We start from the raw sequence: 15913 nt of genomic DNA on the forward strand, positions 1-15913 counted from the left end.
AGTCGTGGCCCGCCACAGTGCTGCCCCGAAGTGACTTCCCCCAGGCCGACGCCGGCCGCAGGCGGCCGGACCGTGTTCCTGGACCAGGAAGGACTTCCGACCGCCGTGGCCATCGTCGCGCACAACCACCCGTTCGTCATCGGCGTGGACACCCACGCCCGCAACCACGGCCTGGCGGTCCTGACCGCCACCGGGCAGCAGGTCGACTCGGCCCGGTTCCCCACGAGCAAGGCGGGCATGGCCCGCGCGATCGCCTGGGCCGCCCGCCGCACCGGCGGCGACCTTGCCACCCTGTGGGTGATCGAGGGCACCGCCACCTACGGCGCCCAGCTCACCCGTGCTGTGGCCGGAGCCGGATACGAGGTCCTGGAGGCGCCGCGCATGAACGCCCGCGCCCACCGCGGGGCCGGCAAGTCCGACCCCTTGGACGCGCGCAGGATCGCCGAGGCCGCTTTGCCACTGGAGGAGAACCAACTGAGGCACCCGCGCCGCGGTGAGGGTGAACGCGCCGCACTGCGAGTGCTGGTCGCTGCCAGAGACCACATGACCGGCGAGCGCACCGCGGCCGTCAACGCGCTCACCGCGCTCGTGCGGGCTGTGGACCTCGGTGCTGAGGCCCGACGCCCGCTGAGCAACCGGCAGATCGTCGAGATCTCCCGCTGGCGCACCCGCGAGGAGCCGCTGGCCGCCGCGATCTCCCGCGCCGAGGCGGTGCGTCTGGCCAGGCGGATCGTCGCTCTCGACGAAGAGCTCGCCACCAACCACGATTCGATCGAGACCCTGGTACGCGCCACCCCCGCGGCCAGGCTGCTGGACAAGACCGGAGTCGGGCCGATCACCGCAGCGGTCTGCCTGACCGCCTGGTCGCACCACGGCCGGGTGCGCTCAGAGGCTGCCTTCGCCTGCCTGGCCGGCGCGAACCCGGATTCCCGCATCGTCAGGCAACACGGTCCGCCACCGACTCAACAGGGGCGGCGACAGACGCCTGAACCGCGCCCTGCACATCGCGACCATCACCCGTATGACCCACGACCCCGCCACCCGCGAGTACGTTCAGCGGCGCCGCACTGAAGGGCGCACCACGAAAGAGATCCGACGCTGCCTCAAGCGCTACCTCGCCAGACAGATCTACCGGCACCTGAACGCAGCCCGCACCTCGCCGCTACCTACTTGACAGACATAGGAGAGTCCACCGGTTCCACACCGCACTCGGCGGCCCTCCCGCCTCACGTGTTACCAACCTGTCAGGTCAGTACAGCTAGGCATCTGGTTTTCATGCTCCTCTCGTCCACGCCCAAGGCTGGCGGTTCGCACCACACGTCAGCACGACTCCGGGAACTATCCTCTGAGAGGGGTACAGGTATTACCTACCGGTCAAGTTGGGATTTCTCTCTGTGGCACTGAAGTTTCGTATTCCTCTGGAAGCTTCGGAGGAAGCTGGTTATTCTGATATGCAGAACTTGTATAATTGCGGATTGCTCTTTGGTGATACGGGGCGACTGGGAAGTGCATGGAGTCGTAATCCCCGGCGTGAGAAGGGGGCTTGGTGATGGAGGCCGAAAAGCAAGAAATACTGAAGCGATTTGTGCTGCGCGCTCGAAGGATTGAGTCGCATTCTCTGGTGAAAAACTGGGATGAGCTTGTTTATCACGCCCGAGGGGTGTGGAAGATTAGCATTAACGATTCCGGAAACTCGACCTTGGTTCGCCGCCTCCCGGAAAGCGAAGAGGTATTTGAATCATTGGCCGCTCGGGTTCGCCCTCTGATGTTGCAGAGCGAGTCGATCTACTACACCAAGGTAATCAATGCGGTCACAGTTCTCCTTGGGGAAGACAGAAAAAGCAACCCCTACTGGAATGCCCTTCAGGAACTCAGGAAAAAATGGATGGAGGCTGAAGTTCGAGGCAATAAAATTAAGGGCTACGGTGTACAGATGTCTAGTGTCGACGGATCAATTAAAACGAAGATGATCTCGGACACGGCGCTCGCAAATGCCTGGCTTTACACCGACCTCGTTCACTCCGATCTTGATGGTGGGGAAAGTGAATCCCTCCTCTTCTCTCTCGAGGATCGGTATCAGGCAGGAGTCCATCTTTTTTCTCTGGTGGCTGTCTTGGCAGTTAAGACTCTTGCGTTGGTGAAGGTCCTTCACGACAGCGGGTATATCTTAATTCCCGAGTCTGCTTGGACCGAAGGGGTGGTGATTGAAAGTTCCGAAATTATAGAAACAGGAAAAGCTTACTTCGCGCCTGTGGGAACTGATGTCCCAGATATAGATCAACCCCTTTCCTTTGCAGATGACTGGAGCCAGGTGACGACTCCAAGCATGGCGAAGATGAATTCAGAAAACCATGTAAGGGTGTTTATGGAGAAGGAGTCCGGCGACAGTAAAACCAAAGAAGCAGTGATCCTTCGGCGATCCTTGGAGGGCGATGAGGTTTTTTGGGAAGTGCTCGTCGCCGATGGATCCGTATTCAAGTTCACGTTCGATCTGGACGATGAGGTGGTCGTCGGGGTTAAGTCGGCTCAGTGGAAAGGGTATGATGCTTCCACCGAGACAAGGCTTGCATGGTTCCGTCTCTTGCTGGAACTGAATGGCACTTCAAGAATCGTGTTCGAGACTCAAGGAGTGAGATTCGCCAGCGTGCACGTCCCATCATTCTCGGATTCTGAGGTGCAGCGACACAAAATCTGCGAGCAAGTTTACCTTGACCTTCTCGAGATTGAGCGTATCAAGGGAATTTCGTTCGCCGCGCCGAACCAGGCAATGAATAATTCACAGCGGGTGCAACTACGTCAGGCCAGGCTGCTGTGGCAAGGTCACATCGTGAACTATACCAACCGGCCGTTGGTAGTTGTAAAAGAGGATGGTGAGTCTCCTGCACTTATAGAAATCCCCGAAGGTGTGCTCTGTATAGGGGGTGTGGAAATTCCTATCCCTCGGATCTATGTGTGCCATCCGGAAATGACCGTGTCCGATCAGGGAGACGCCCCTGATGTCGGTCCGGAAGCGAAAAAATATCTGATACTATCCCCAGATGATGAGATGCTCCTCGCTTGGGCTCCAGATATCATGCAAGTTTCCACAAGCGAAGACCTAGTCCCTACCACCACATGGGACCTTCCAGGCATCAGTTAAAAATAATCGAGCGGTCGCGTGATACCTTCCATAGCCTTTACGTCTGATCCTGGAACTAGTGGTTGGCAGATGCGACATCGACAAGTAGCTTCGTCCGCGCGTCCTTTCGAACGGCAAGCCGATCAATGGCTATCTGGACATGGTCGACTGACTATCTCTCTGGTGCTTCGATTACTTCGCCAGAAAGCACAAGCGTCATGGCGGCGAGCGCTGAATCACTCGCCCACCCTCCTGGGGGATATAATGACGGGCATTTTTGAATGCATTCAGCTTGGGCTTGCGTTTAGTGTGAGCAACAGATACCGCTTCACGGACATTGCCGACACCGGTCTGAAAAAGACCATGGAGCTTTGACTGCAGTGCTTTCTGGAGCCCGAATGAGCGGACGAGGCGTGGGGTGACGTCTTCCCGAAGTGCTTGCTCAAGCACTCGGTAGTGCTTTGGAGTAAGTTGGTCGACGAGCGTGTCCAGAGGGTTTGTAAGTGCCTGCCCTGGCCTGGGGTTTCCTCAAGAGACCTATAATTCAGTTGCTTCGTATGCCCCAAAGCCGATGAATGGATACGGTTGGATATCGACGCTAGGACAAGAGCGCATCAGCGTCAACGGTGATTCCAGCGGCCTTAAGCTCGCCGAGGAGCCGTGTTTTCCACGCGCCTGCAGTGTCCAACGGATAGTAGGCGACGCCAGCGATGTCCGAGGGAAGCTCAAGTCCGTCCTGGTGGAGAATTGCTACTCGACGTCGGCCAAGTGTTCCCATCGCATAGCCAAGTTCGAGGACGACGTTCTGTCGTGCGCGCGGCCGAAGTTCTTCTCCTTCTTCATTAAGCTGACCGATGTCGTCGCCAGTCATGACAATCACTGCGAAGGTGGCGTTAGAGTTCTCACCGAGATGCTCCTCGAGCTTCTCAATCAGCGTTACGGCGCCGCCGCTGATCTGATCCGCCAGTACTACAGGCTCAATCCTTGTCGCGCGGCGTACGAGGTTCTCGACCTCCAGTCGGGGCGTTGTAGCTCGCCCATGGACAACGAAGATTGTTGCTGGTCCTGTGACCTCGGTGTCTGTGGACGTATCATCAGCGGGGCCCTCGTAGACATCGAGCGTATCAAGCACTCGTTGCAGCCGAGCTATCTTGGTTTCCATGTCAGACGCCAGTCCAGAAATGGTTACTTCTTCGGCCCCTTCAGTTCCGAGTGGAAATTTCAGACCAATTGCACTGACGTATTGATCCTTGGGTGTGGAGTCCAACCACCCCGTTTTCTCGAAAGCGCTCTCAAGGACGATCTCGTTCCGTTTGTCCCAGGTGTCGAAGGCAGTGCGAAAGACCGTAACGTCACTGGTGTCCTTACTGAGTGCGGTGCCTGCTTCAATCGCTTCTTGAACCTGTGCCCGGATTTGACTCTCTGGGAGACGGCGCTTGACTGTCATGGGTCCATCTTTCCACGGCAGCAGGACTGGCAAGCGGTCTTTGATCAATGTCATCTCGGTTGTTGCGAAGGTCTCTGCTGTTCCTCAAGGGGTGCTGGAGGGACCGGCTCGGCTTCGGATCGCTCCCAGTGTCGGTAGCGCAGGGTAGTCACATGTTCGGAGGACTGGATTTCGGTCATGTGGATGATCGACGTGGCCAGTGATGGAGGAGTGCTCGATGTCTCGAGTGACTGGCTTGGTCACCCTGGTCGAGGGCTTCGGCGGGATCGGCCGTATGCGGCCGGTGGGGCGGCGGTGCCCGGGCCCTGGATGCCCTGCGCGACGGTGTCGGGGCGGCTGTGGGGCGTTGGTGGGCGGACACGGGCCGTCCCGGTCAGGAGCCGCCTGGGTCACGGGACGGCAAAATGCTCCGCGAGGTGGCCCTCCACCTGTACTGGACCTTGCACTGGGGAGCACACACGGAGCATTTCAGGCCCCGATCCAGACCCGGCGCCTCGTCTGTTCGACTCGCGCACCCCGTATGACCTGGGGTTTTGTGGCGCACCCGGCAGGATTCGAACCTGCGGCCATCGGATTAGAAGTCCGGTGCTCTATCCACTGAGCTACGGGTGCTTGATTCAATTGTCGCCCGCCGTGGCGGGTTGCGACCACGTCGTTGCCCGTGGTGGCAGGGGGCGCTGCATCACGGAGGCGGGGCGGTGCCGAAGGTGGTGCCTGCGGTCGGGGGTCCCGTGTCGTGGCGCCTGTGGCGTCTCGGGCAGACATTCTAGAGTATTGGCCCGATCTCGCCCACAGGCGGGCAAAGCCTCATCAACTACGGTGATCCGTAGTTGCTTCTCTTTACCACGCGCGTTCCACCAAATCGGTCGCTATGGTCCTCCCGCACCACGTTACCGGTGATTAACTCCTGGTGCGGTGCTGTGCCGCTGGCGTTTCGCGAAGTCCCGGCGGCTCGGGCGGCCCGGAGGGTCAGAACATCCACCACTGACCTGCGAAGACCATCAGGGCGATCGTCACGGCCAGCATCCGACACCTCCTGGCGGGTGACTGATTGTTACTCTATGCGCATATATAACTACTAGAAGTAACAAAGATGGTGCGCTGTGATGAGGGTTCTCTGGCGCGGCTAACGTGGCCGCGTGCGATCTCTGGGACTGGTGGCTGGTTTTCTACTCGACAGGGCGGTGCCCGACCCGCGTCGGGGACACCCCGTGGCCCTGTACGGACGCGCCGCGGAGCGGTGGGAGAAGCTCGTCTACGGGGACTCCCGAGCGCGCGGAGCCCTGTTCGCGGCTGGGGCCGTGCTTCCCGTGGCGGGCACCGGCTCCCTGGTCCGGGGCGGCGCGGCGACGGCGGTCACGGCCTGGGCCGTGCTCGGCGGCGGCATGCTGTGCCGCGAGGCCGAGCGGATCGCCGCGGCACTGGAGGACGGCGACCTCGGGAGAGCACGCGAGCTTCTGCCGAACCTGTGTGGCAGGGACCCCTCGGAACTCGACGAGGCGGGCATCGCCCGCGCGGTGGTCGAGTCGGTCGCCGAGAACACCTCCGACGCGGTGGTCGGCCCCCTGGTCTGGGGCGCTCTGGGCGGGGTGGCCGGGCTGGCGGGTTTTCGCGCGGTCAACACCCTCGACGCCATGGTCGGTCACCGCGACGAGCGCTATGAGCGGTTCGGCGCGGCCTCAGCGCGGTTGGACGACGTCGCCGGATGGGGTCCGGCGCGGCTGACCGCGATCCTGGCCGTCCTGGCCGCGCCGGTGGTGGACGGCGACGTCCGCGTGGCGTGGCGGGTGTGGCGGCGCGACGGCGACAGGCACCCCAGTCCGAACGCCGGGCAGTGCGAGGCCGCGTTCGCGGGCGCGCTCGGCAGGACCCTGGGCGGTGCCAACGTCTACCGGGGGCACCGGGAGCGCCGTCCCACGATGGGGGACGGGCCCGGGGCGCGGACGGCCGACATCCGCCGTGCCGTGCGCCTCGCACGGGCGGTCCACCTGGGAGCCCTGGCCGTGGCCGCGGCGGTGGCCCGATAAGCGCCCAGCCGGTGGCCGGGACCACTTCGGACGCGGACAAGCGCGGGCAGGAGCGTGGTGACCGCAGGAGCCTGTGTCACTGGCCGGTCCGGCGGGGATTCGCGTAGCCCCCTCCGAAGCGCGGAACATGTCACTGAACTCGGTGGTCACCCCCGACGGAGCGGAGCTCCGCCGGGGAGAAGGCCTCGGGCCGATCCCGGGCCCGCCGCGTGCCCGAAGCGGGCCCGCCTCGGGCACGCGGGGTCGGGGTCGGGGCCGGCTCAGGCCAGGTTGCGCGCGTAGTTCACCTGTTGGTGGATCTGGCCCACCATGGCCGGGTGGGTCACCATGATCGACGTGCCGTAGTGCTGGCCGTGCCCCTGCACGGTGACCTGCACGTGCCCGGTGGTCTTCTGCTCCTTGACGAGGAGGAAGAGCAGCCCCAGCAGGCAGGTCCACCAGAAGACCAGGACCGTCACGATGATGGCCCAGGTGGGCGTGGACCGGTCGGTGCGGCTCATGTCGTTCACCGTCCACACCGTCCCCCTGATGGGGAAGCGTCCCATGGGGGTGATCACGGTGTGCTGGGAGAACGCGATATCGCCGATGGTGCCGATGGGAGTGTCATCGCCGGCCGGGGGATAGGGCATCGCGGGCTGGTGGCCGCCGGTGGCGCCGTAGACCTCCATCGCGCCGCCCTGGTAGGGCTCGGGGGGAAGGCCCCATCCAGGGGTCCCACCGCTGGGCTGGTGCCACGGTTCGCCCGGGCCCGGGTTCGGATACTGGTTCATGCCGTGATTGTGTCAAAGCCTCATCCGCCCCAGGGCCCTCATCCGCCATCCGCCCCAGGGCCCTTATGCGCCCCGAAGGCACGCAGGAGCAGAGCCAGGCACGAGCCGGGACCGGGGCACCGACACCAGCGCCGATCCGCTTCCCGGTTCGGCCCGGCCGGGCCGGCGGCGGGGGAGAGGGCCGTGGCCGGATGTGGCCACTTCGGCGCCCCCCGTGTCGGCCCCCTCGCCGGTCGGGGCCCGGGATCCGGGCTGCGTGTGGCGCGGATCACTCCAAACCCCCGGTTTCGGCGGTACGCGCCCCGCCCGCCGCACAAAACATGAAACTCTTTCGCGATTTCCCTACTCGTACGTAGCATGCCGCTGATCCATCGCCCGCACCCCCAGGTGGTGACAGCTCTTGTTCCCCTCCCTCGCACGACGGCTACGCATCGGCGCCACGGGCGCCGCCCTGGCGGTGACCGCGGCCACCGCCGGCGCCCTTCCCGCCGCCCCGGCCCTCGCCGACCCCGAACCCCCCGCCGACTACTGCGCTCCCGACGGATGCCACGACATCCTTCCCCCCGGCCAGAACGGCAGCGCCACCCTCGTCGAGATCCTCGGACACCAGGTCTTCGGCACCCGGCCCCAGCACTCCTCCAGCCAGTTGGACATGTACGACGACCTCGTCCACCACTACGACGGCCTCACCGAGGAGGGGCTGGACGACTTCTTCCTCGACGCGAGCTTCGGCGTCGACCCCGGCGACGTGGGGCGCGAGTACCAGCCGCGCGAGGACGTCACCATCACCCGTGACGCCGGCCACGGCATCCCGCACATCCGGGGCACCACACGCGAGGGCACCATGTTCGGCGCCGGGTACGCCGCCGCCGAGGACCGGCTCTTCCTCATGGACGTGCTGCGCCGGGTCGGCCGCGGCGAACTCACCTCCTTCGCGGGAGGCGCCGAGGGCAACCGGAGCCTGGAACAGGACCTGTGGCGCAACGCCCCCTACACCGAGGAGGACAAGCAGGCGCAGATCGACCGGGTCGCCGCCAGCGGCGAGCGCGGCGAGCAGGCCCTCGCCGACGTCGACGCCTACCTGCGGGGTGTCAACACCTACGTCGAGCGGGCCGACCAGGGACGCTACTTCCCCGGCGAGTACGTCCTGACCGGGCACAAGGACTCCATCACCAACGCCGGGGAGATCGAACCCTTCACCGCCACCGACGTGGTCGGCATCGCCTCCATGGTCGGCGGCATCTTCGGCGGTGGCGGCGGCGGTGAGGTCCAGTCCGCCATCGTGCTCGCCAACTTCCAGGACCGCTACGGCGCCGAGAGGGGAGCCGAGCTCCACAGCGCCTGGCGGATGGAGAACGACCCCGAGGCCCTGGTCAGCGTCGGGGGCGAGTTCCCCTACAGCGGTACCCCCGACGACCCGGTCGGCGAGGCCCTGCCCGACCCCGGAACCGTCGAGCACTACGGCATCGTCCACGACGAGCACGGTTCCGCGCTCAGCGGTGGGACCGCCGGGACCCCCGCGCCGCTGGCGAGCACGGTGGAGGAATCCGGGGAGGGCGCCGGGGCCCCCACCGTCGAGGACCTGTCCCGGAAGCAGCAGAGGGAACTGGAGCGGATGGTCGAGAAGGGCGATCTGTCCGCGGCCGAGGGCGTGTTCGACGACGGTGTCCTGCCCGAGGGCTTCATGGACCCTCGCGGCATGTCCAACGCCCTGCTGGTCTCGGGCGAGCACACCGAGAGCGGCGACCCCGTCGCCGTGATGGGTCCCCAGACCGGCTACTTCTCCCCGCAGCTGCTCATGCTCCAGGAACTCCAGGGTCCGGGGATCAGCGCGCGCGGCGCCTCCTTCGCGGGCGTGAGCTTCTACGTCCAGATGGGCCGCGGCGTCGACTACGCCTGGAGCGCCACATCGGCGGGCCAGGACGTCACCGACACCTTCGCGGTCGGGCTGTGCGAGACCGACGGCTCCGCACCCACCACCGCCTCGCGCGCCTACGTGGACGGCTCCGGGGCCTGCGTCCCCTTCGAGGAGCTGAGCGTCACCAACGAGTGGTCGCCCACGGTCGCCGACGGTACCGCCGCGGGCGGCTACACACTGACCTCCCTGCGCTCGGAGTTCGGCCTGGTGCACTCGTTCGCGACCGTGGACGGCGAGCCCGTGGCGTTCACGACGCTGCGCTCCACCTACATGCGCGAGGTCGACTCCATCATCGGGTTCCAGCGCTTCAACGACCCCGACGAGATCACCTCCGCGGAGACCTTCACGGAGGCGGCCGAGGACATCGGCTACGCCTTCAACTGGCACTACGTCGACGACGAGGACATCGCCTTCGTCAACTCCGGCGCCAACCCCGTCCGCGTCGAGGGGACCAACCCCAACCTGCCCATCGACGCCTACTCCGGCTCGGGCTGGTCCGGCTGGGACCCCGGGACCAACAGTGCCGACCAGCACCCGATGGAGGACCACCCGCAGGAGGTCAACCCGGACTACATCGTCAACTGGAACAACAAGCCCGCCCGGGGCTACACCTCGGGCTGGGCGACCGGATCGGTGCACCGAGGTGACCTGCTCGACGGCCGGGTGTCCTCGCTGGTCGCCGACGGGCACGAGTTCACGACCGCCAGCCTCACCCGGGTGATGATGGAGGCCGGCGCTGCCGACCTGCGCGCCCAGGAGGTCCTCCCGCTCCTGCTGGAGGTCATCGACACCGGGGCCGTGGACGATCCCGAGCTGGCCGCCGTCGTGGAGGAGCTGCGGCTCTGGCACGAGGCCGGCTCACTGCGCCGGGAGCCCTTCCGCGACGCGGGGTACTACTCCTACGCCGACGTCATCCGCACGCTGGACGCCTGGTGGCCGCTGCTGGTGCGGGCGCAGTTCGAGCCGGAGCTGGGAGAGGACCTCTACACCCAGCTCACCCGGGCCGTCCAGACCGACGAGTCCCCGTCGGGCGCCACCGGCGGAGGCGAACCCGGCAGCGTCAACCAGGGCCAGCCCCACCGGGGATCGGCGTTCCAGTACGGCTGGTGGTCGTACGTGGACAAGGACCTGCGTACCGTGCTCGGGCGGGACGTCGACGGGGCGCTGGGCGACACCTACTGCGGTGGCGGCGACCTGGACGCCTGCCGTACGGTTCTGTTGGACACCCTCGCCCAGGCCGCCGACACCCCTGCGGGGGAGGTCTATCCCGGTGACGACCACTGTTCGGCGGGCGACCAGCTGTGCGCCGACACGGTGATCCACCAGGCGGTGGGCGGTATCGACATGTGGCCGATCGCCTGGCAGAACCGGCCCACCTACCAGCTCGTCTACCAGTTCTCCGGCGGACGGTAGGACGAGCGGAGCGGACGCGGCTCGCGGCGGTCCTGAGCGGGTACCGCCGGGGGCCGCGTCCGTGCGTCACGGCTCGAGAACGCCGGCACGGATCACGTGCTTCGCCGGGGTTGTGTGGGTAGCGTAAGGGGTACCCGAACGCAGCGGGAGGGTCACACGGATATGGGCGCCTGGTTGGTCTGGCTCATCCTCGCCATCGGCCTGGGAATCGCCGAGGCACTCACACTCACCTTCGTACTCGGGCTCCTGGCCGTCGCGGCCCTGGTCGCCGCCCTCCTCGGAGCCATCGGAATGCCGGTGGCCGTGCAGATCATCGGTTTCACCGCCAGCGCGGCGGCCGGAATCTACCTCGTCCGACCGATCATGCAGCGACAGATGAGGGGCGGCCCCGAAACCAGGTCGGGCGCGGAGGCGCTCGTCGGGCGCTCCGCCGTCGTCCTGGAGGAGGTCGACGGGGAAGGGGGAAGGATCAAGCTCTCCGGAGAGGAGTGGTCCGCACGCTGTATTGACGAAGACCTGGTGATCCCGGCGGGTACGCGCGTCGACGTCATGGAGATCGACGGAGCGACGGCCGTGGTCTACCCGCGGGAAGCACTGCCCTGAACCAGCCACCTCCCCACACCTAGGCCAGGTGCAGACCATGGAACCAACCATCGCCCTCATCATCCTCGCGGTCATAGTCGTCGCCGTCGCCCTGTCGGCGATCCGCATCGTCCCTCAGGCGAGGGCGTACAACATCGAGCGCTTCGGCCGGTACACGCGCACCCTCGGCCCCGGCCTGAACTTCCTCATCCCGGGTGTCGACCGGGTCAACACCAAGTTCGACCTCCGTGAGCAGGTCTTCACCTCGCGCCCGCAGCCGGTGATCACCGAGGACAACCTCGTCGTCAACATAGACACCGTCCTCTACTACCAGATCACCCAGCCCAGGGCCGCGGCCTACGAGGTCGCCAACTACATCCAGGCCATCGACCAGCTCACCGTCACCACGCTGCGCAACGTCATCGGCTCCATGGACCTGGAGCGCACGCTCACCTCCCGCGAGGAGATCAACACCCGGCTGCGCGGCGTCCTGGACGAGACCACCGGCAAGTGGGGGATCCGCATCAACCGGGTCGAGATCAAGGCCATCGACCCGCCGCCCACCATCAAGGAGGCGATGGAGAAGCAGATGCGGGCCGACCGCGACAAGCGCGCGGCCATCCTCCACGCCGAGGGTGAGCGCCAGTCCCGCATCCTCAAGGCCGAGGGCGCCCGCCAGCAGGCCATCCTGGAGGCCCAGGGCGACCAGCAGGCCGCGATCCTGCGCGCCGACGGTGAGGCCCAGGCGATCGAGCGCGTGTTCCAGGCCGTGCACACCAACAACGCCGACGCCAAACTGCTCGCCTACAAGTACCTGGAGACCCTGCCGAGCCTCGCGCAGGGCGAGGGCAACACCTTCTGGGTGATCCCGGGCGAGCTCACCGAGGCCGTCAAGAACGTCAGCCACGCCTTCTCCGGGGACGTTCCCCAGCAGGCGGAGACGCCCTCCACGGAGAAGGAGGGCCGGGCGGCCCCGAGCGGCCCGGCGCAGATCGGCGGCCCCGACCCCGCCCAGTCCTCCTCCGCCCAGGCCGCCGCGGACGCCGCCGAGGCCGCCGAGCGGGCGGTCGCCGACGCGCGCGACGACGTCCGCAGGGCCGGAGCGAAGATGGGCACGGCAGCGGAGCCCCGCGAGGAGAGGTAGCCCTCCGAGGACGACGGGGGAGGGCGGGCGCCCTCCCCCGGGCCGTGTCCGGGTGGACCCGGGCTCAGACCAGCAGCAGCTTGCCTGTGGTCCTGCGCGAGGCCAGGTCGCTCTGGGCGCGTCCGGCTTCGGACAGCGGGTAGCGGCCGCCGATCCGCACGTCCAGGCGGCCCGCCTCCACCAGCGCGAACAGGTCGCGGGCCCGGCCCAGCAGCTCCTCGCGGTCGGCCACGAAGTAGGCCAGCGAGGGCCGGGTGAGGTACACGGAACCGGCGGAGTTGAGCCGCTGCGGGTCCACCGGGGCCACCTCGCCGGAGGACTGCCCGAACAGGGCCAGCACACCGCGCGGGCGCAGCGAGGCCAGGCTGGCGTCGAAGGTGTCCCTGCCCACGCCGTCGTAGACCGCGGCGACGCCCTCGCCGCCGGTGAGGTCGCGCACCGCCTCGGCGACGGGGGTCTCGGTGTAGCGGACGACCTCGTCCGCGCCCGCCCCGCGCGCGATCCGCTCCTTCTCCTCGGTGGAGACGGTGCCGATGACGCGCGCGCCGCGCTCCTTGGCCAGCTGTGTGACCAGCAGTCCGGTGCCGCCCGCCGCCGCGTGCACCAGCACGGTGTCGCCCTCGGAGACCGGGTACACCGAGCGGACGAGGTAGTGGGCGGTCATGCCCTGCAGGAGCAGGGCGGCGGCCTGTTCACCGGGGACCGCGTCCGGGACGGGGACGACCAGGGAGGCCCTGACCACGGCCCGGTCGGCATAGGCGCCGGGGGCCATCGCCCAGCCGACCCGCTGCCCGGCGGACAGGCCGGTGACGCCGTCGCCGACGGCGGCGACCACACCGGCGGCCTCCATCCCGGGGACGTAGGGGAGCGGGACGTCGTACAGGCCGCTGCGCTGGTAGATGTCGATGAAGTTGACCCCGCGGGCCTCCACGTCGACCAGGACCTCGCCGGGGCCGGGCACGGGGTCGTCCGTATCGGTCAGCCGCAGTACCTCGGGTCCGCCGGTCTCCTCGATCACGATGGCGCGCATGGGTCCACTGCTCCTTCCGGGTCCGTTTCCGGCATCATGCCAGTCCGGCTCCGGGTCCGCCATGGTGGTCGGGTCCTCTCCCTACCCCTCGTCCTCCTCGAGGATCTCGTGGAGTTCGAAGCCGGTGAAGAACGCCCCGAGCGGATCGTTGCCCCATCCCTGGCGGGTCAGGAGGCCGACCCGGCGGCGGTCCTCCGCCTCCTCGGCGTCATCGGGGAGGGGTTCCGCGTCCACCGTGGTCAGGACGTGTTCCTCGTTGACCCACATGGACAGCTCCATGGTGTCCGCGGTCTCGTCGAAGCGGCAGGCCATCGTGACGGTGTTGGTGGGGACCGCGTTGACGTCGAAGTCGTACGGGTCGTCGCGGGGCTCGTAGCCGTACTCGGCGCGCACCGACTCGTCGAAGAGCGGGTAGGGGGTGTAGCCGGGTACGTCGGTGGCCTCCTGGAGGACCTCGTCGCCCTCCGTCTCACTCATCCGGCGGATCTCCGCGCCCTCGCCGTCGTAGCGCAGCAGGGCCTCGTACCGGCTGAGGCCGTCCTCACCGTCGTTGTCCCAGCAGCGCACACCGAACCAGGCCTGTTCGGGCCCCTCGACCACGTACGCGGTGGTGCTGACCAGGACGCTCGGGGGCAGTACCTCCTCCCGCTCCAGGCCCACGACCTCGCCGCGGCTGGGCTGGCGCTGGGGGTCGAGCTGGAGCAGGATGCCGCGTTTCTCGGCCCAGTAGCCGTCGGACTGCCCGTGCTCGAAGGTGGTGCTGACCCAGCCGGGGTCGGAACTGAAGTCGGGGGTGTAGTGGGAGACGGTGTTCTCCGGGATCGCCTCCGTGCGGTCGAGCATGGCCACGGCGCCGACGGCGGCCACCAGGAGCACCGCGCCCGCGGTCGCGCCGATCACCGCCGTCCGCCCGCGTCCGCGCCTGGACGGTGTGCCGTCGGGTTGGCCCGGACCACCGGGAGCACCCGGGCCACCCGGGCCACCCGGGCCTGAGTACAGGCCGAGGGCGGGCTGGCCCTGCGGCGGGGACACGTAGCCGCCGTGCGCCTGGTGGGCCGGGGGGAGGTGCCCGCCGGAGGGGCCGTAGTGGCCGGGGGGCTGCTGCCCCTGGGGCGGGTACCCGCCGTACCGCGTTCCCCGCTGGGGGCCGGAGGGCGGGAATCCCTGGTGACCGGGCTGCTCCACTCCGGTCTGCTGGGCCGTGGGGGGCGGCGGGCCCGCCTGCCGGTCCCCGGCGGGCGGGCCGTACGGGGAGTGCGGCGTGTGCTGTGGCCGGGCGGTCTGGCCACCGGGCGGTGTCCCCGCGTCCCGCTCGGCGCCGTTCTCCTGCTGCGGCATGCCCGTCCGCCGCGGTCCGCCCGTCGCCTGGGAGCCGGATTCCCCGACCTGCTCCCCGGTGCTCCGCGGGGGCTGGCCGGGGACCGGGTCGCTGCTCGGCGGGGCCCACGAGGTGCTGATGGTGTGGCTCACCTCCGCCTCCTCCGGATCGTCCTGCCCGGTCAGCCGGGCCAGGATCTGCTTGGAGGTGGGGCGGTTCTCCGGGTTCTTGTCCAGGGCCGACTCGACCAGGTCGTACAGGCTCGGGTCCAGGCCGTCCAGACGGGGCGGTGCCGAGGAGATGTTGTGCAGCACGGCGGGCACCGTGGCGGCGTCGAAGGGGGCCGATCCGGTATTGGCGAACGCCACCAGGCAGCCCCACGCGAAGATGTCGGCGGCCGCGGTGGCCTGCTGGCCCAGGATCAGCTCCGGTGCCATGTAGGAGGGCGTCCCCATGAGCTGACTGGAACGGGTGACCGCGCCGTCGGATCCGTCCAGGGCACGGGCGATGCCGAAGTCGATGACCTTCGGCCCGACCGGTGACAGCAGCACGTTCGCGGGCTTGAGGTCGCGGTGGATCACCCCGGACCCGTGGATGGCGGTGAGCGCCGCGGCCACCCCCATGGCCAGGCCGTCCAGGGTGCCGCCCGCCATCACGCCGTCCGCGCGGACGGCCTCGTCCAGGTTCGGACCCGGCACGTACTCCGAGACGATGAAGAGGAGGTCGCCCTCCAGGTGCGCGTCGATCACTCCGGCGGTGGAGAAGCGGGCCACGCGGCGGGCCGACTCGACCTCACGTGCGAAGCGGAGCCGGAAGGACTCGTCGTCGGCCAGGTCGGGGTGGATGAGTTTGACGGCGACGGGGCGGTCGGAGGCGTCCCTGGCGAGGTAGACGGTTCCCATTCCGCCACGTCCGAGACGGCTCACGATGCGGTAACCGTCGAGTTCGCGCGGATCCCCCGCGCGCAGGGGTTTGCCGCTCTGGTGCCCGTTCGACGTCACAGTGGGGGTCCCTCGTATGAATCGTGGAGTTCGCGCCTGACAGCGTACCGATGTCGACACGCCTGCACGTTCTGGATTGGCTGGTCCCGCGGGTCCCCCGGAGGGTCCGGGGCCTGTGGGACGGGGGGTTCTTGGGGGTTCGCGG

Annotated in this window: 9 protein-coding genes, 1 tRNA gene and 1 pseudogene; 6 read left to right on the forward strand and 5 right to left on the reverse strand. The window is 67.4% G+C overall.

Annotation, left to right across the window (positions count from 1 at the left end; genetic code table 11):
- Window positions 1-105 precede the first annotated feature (105 nt).
- Together FYX01_RS22715 and FYX01_RS22720 are read left to right on the forward strand one after the other, a co-directional pair.
- Window positions 106-1174: pseudogene (locus FYX01_RS22715) on the forward strand (IS110 family transposase).
- A gap of 372 nt (window positions 1175-1546) precedes the next feature.
- On the forward strand, window positions 1547-3139 hold the full coding sequence (locus tag FYX01_RS22720; protein WP_150244711.1) for a hypothetical protein: 1593 nt from the start codon (window positions 1547-1549) through the stop codon (window positions 3137-3139).
- Window positions 3140-3716: 577 nt separating this feature from the next.
- On the opposite strand, the gene FYX01_RS22725 is transcribed toward FYX01_RS22720, so the two are convergent.
- Both FYX01_RS22725 and FYX01_RS22730 read right to left on the reverse strand, forming a co-directional pair.
- Window positions 3717-4565: a TIR domain-containing protein gene (locus tag FYX01_RS22725; protein ID WP_190394450.1), complete on the reverse strand. Its 849-nt coding sequence runs from the start codon at window positions 4563-4565 to the stop codon at window positions 3717-3719.
- A 536-nt stretch (window positions 4566-5101) separates the two neighbouring features.
- A tRNA-Arg gene (locus tag FYX01_RS22730) sits at window positions 5102-5177 on the reverse strand.
- Window positions 5178-5704: 527 nt separating this feature from the next.
- On the opposite strand from FYX01_RS22730, the gene FYX01_RS22735 reads away from it, so the two are divergent.
- The gene (locus FYX01_RS22735; protein ID WP_150244717.1) at window positions 5705-6592 is read left to right on the forward strand and encodes a cobalamin biosynthesis protein; all 888 of its coding nucleotides are present in this window, start codon (window positions 5705-5707) and stop codon (window positions 6590-6592) included.
- Between the two features lie 260 nt (window positions 6593-6852).
- Here FYX01_RS22735 and FYX01_RS22740 read toward each other — a convergent pair whose 3' ends face one another.
- Complete coding sequence (locus tag FYX01_RS22740; RefSeq protein ID WP_150244720.1) at window positions 6853-7362, reverse strand: hypothetical protein; 510 nt, start codon at window positions 7360-7362, stop codon at window positions 6853-6855.
- Window positions 7363-7762: 400 nt separating this feature from the next.
- Between FYX01_RS22740 and FYX01_RS22745 the strand changes: the two genes are divergently transcribed.
- The 3 genes from FYX01_RS22745 to FYX01_RS22755 all read left to right on the forward strand — a co-directional run bounded on the left by FYX01_RS22745 (window position 7763) and on the right by FYX01_RS22755 (window position 12419).
- Window positions 7763-10693, forward strand: coding sequence for a penicillin acylase family protein (locus FYX01_RS22745; RefSeq protein WP_150244723.1), 2931 nt, complete (start codon window positions 7763-7765; stop codon window positions 10691-10693).
- 162 nt (window positions 10694-10855) lie between these two features.
- Complete coding sequence (locus FYX01_RS22750) at window positions 10856-11296, forward strand: NfeD family protein (RefSeq protein ID WP_150244726.1); 441 nt, start codon at window positions 10856-10858, stop codon at window positions 11294-11296.
- 37 nt (window positions 11297-11333) lie between these two features.
- Window positions 11334-12419 (forward strand): SPFH domain-containing protein, encoded by a 1086-nt coding sequence (locus FYX01_RS22755; protein WP_150244729.1) that lies wholly within the window; start codon window positions 11334-11336, stop codon window positions 12417-12419.
- Window positions 12420-12483: 64 nt separating this feature from the next.
- On the opposite strand, the gene FYX01_RS22760 is transcribed toward FYX01_RS22755, so the two are convergent.
- Both FYX01_RS22760 and FYX01_RS22765 read right to left on the reverse strand, forming a co-directional pair.
- Window positions 12484-13449 (reverse strand): quinone oxidoreductase family protein, encoded by a 966-nt coding sequence (locus FYX01_RS22760; RefSeq protein WP_150244732.1) that lies wholly within the window; start codon window positions 13447-13449, stop codon window positions 12484-12486.
- 81 nt (window positions 13450-13530) lie between these two features.
- Entirely contained in the window at window positions 13531-15768 is a 2238-nt protein-coding gene (locus FYX01_RS22765) for a serine/threonine-protein kinase (RefSeq protein ID WP_150244735.1), read from the reverse strand.
- Window positions 15769-15913 lie beyond the last annotated feature (145 nt).

The sequence above is a fragment of the Nocardiopsis quinghaiensis genome (assembly GCF_008638365.1).
GTDB classification, from domain to species: Bacteria; Actinomycetota; Actinomycetes; order Streptosporangiales; family Streptosporangiaceae; genus Nocardiopsis; species Nocardiopsis quinghaiensis.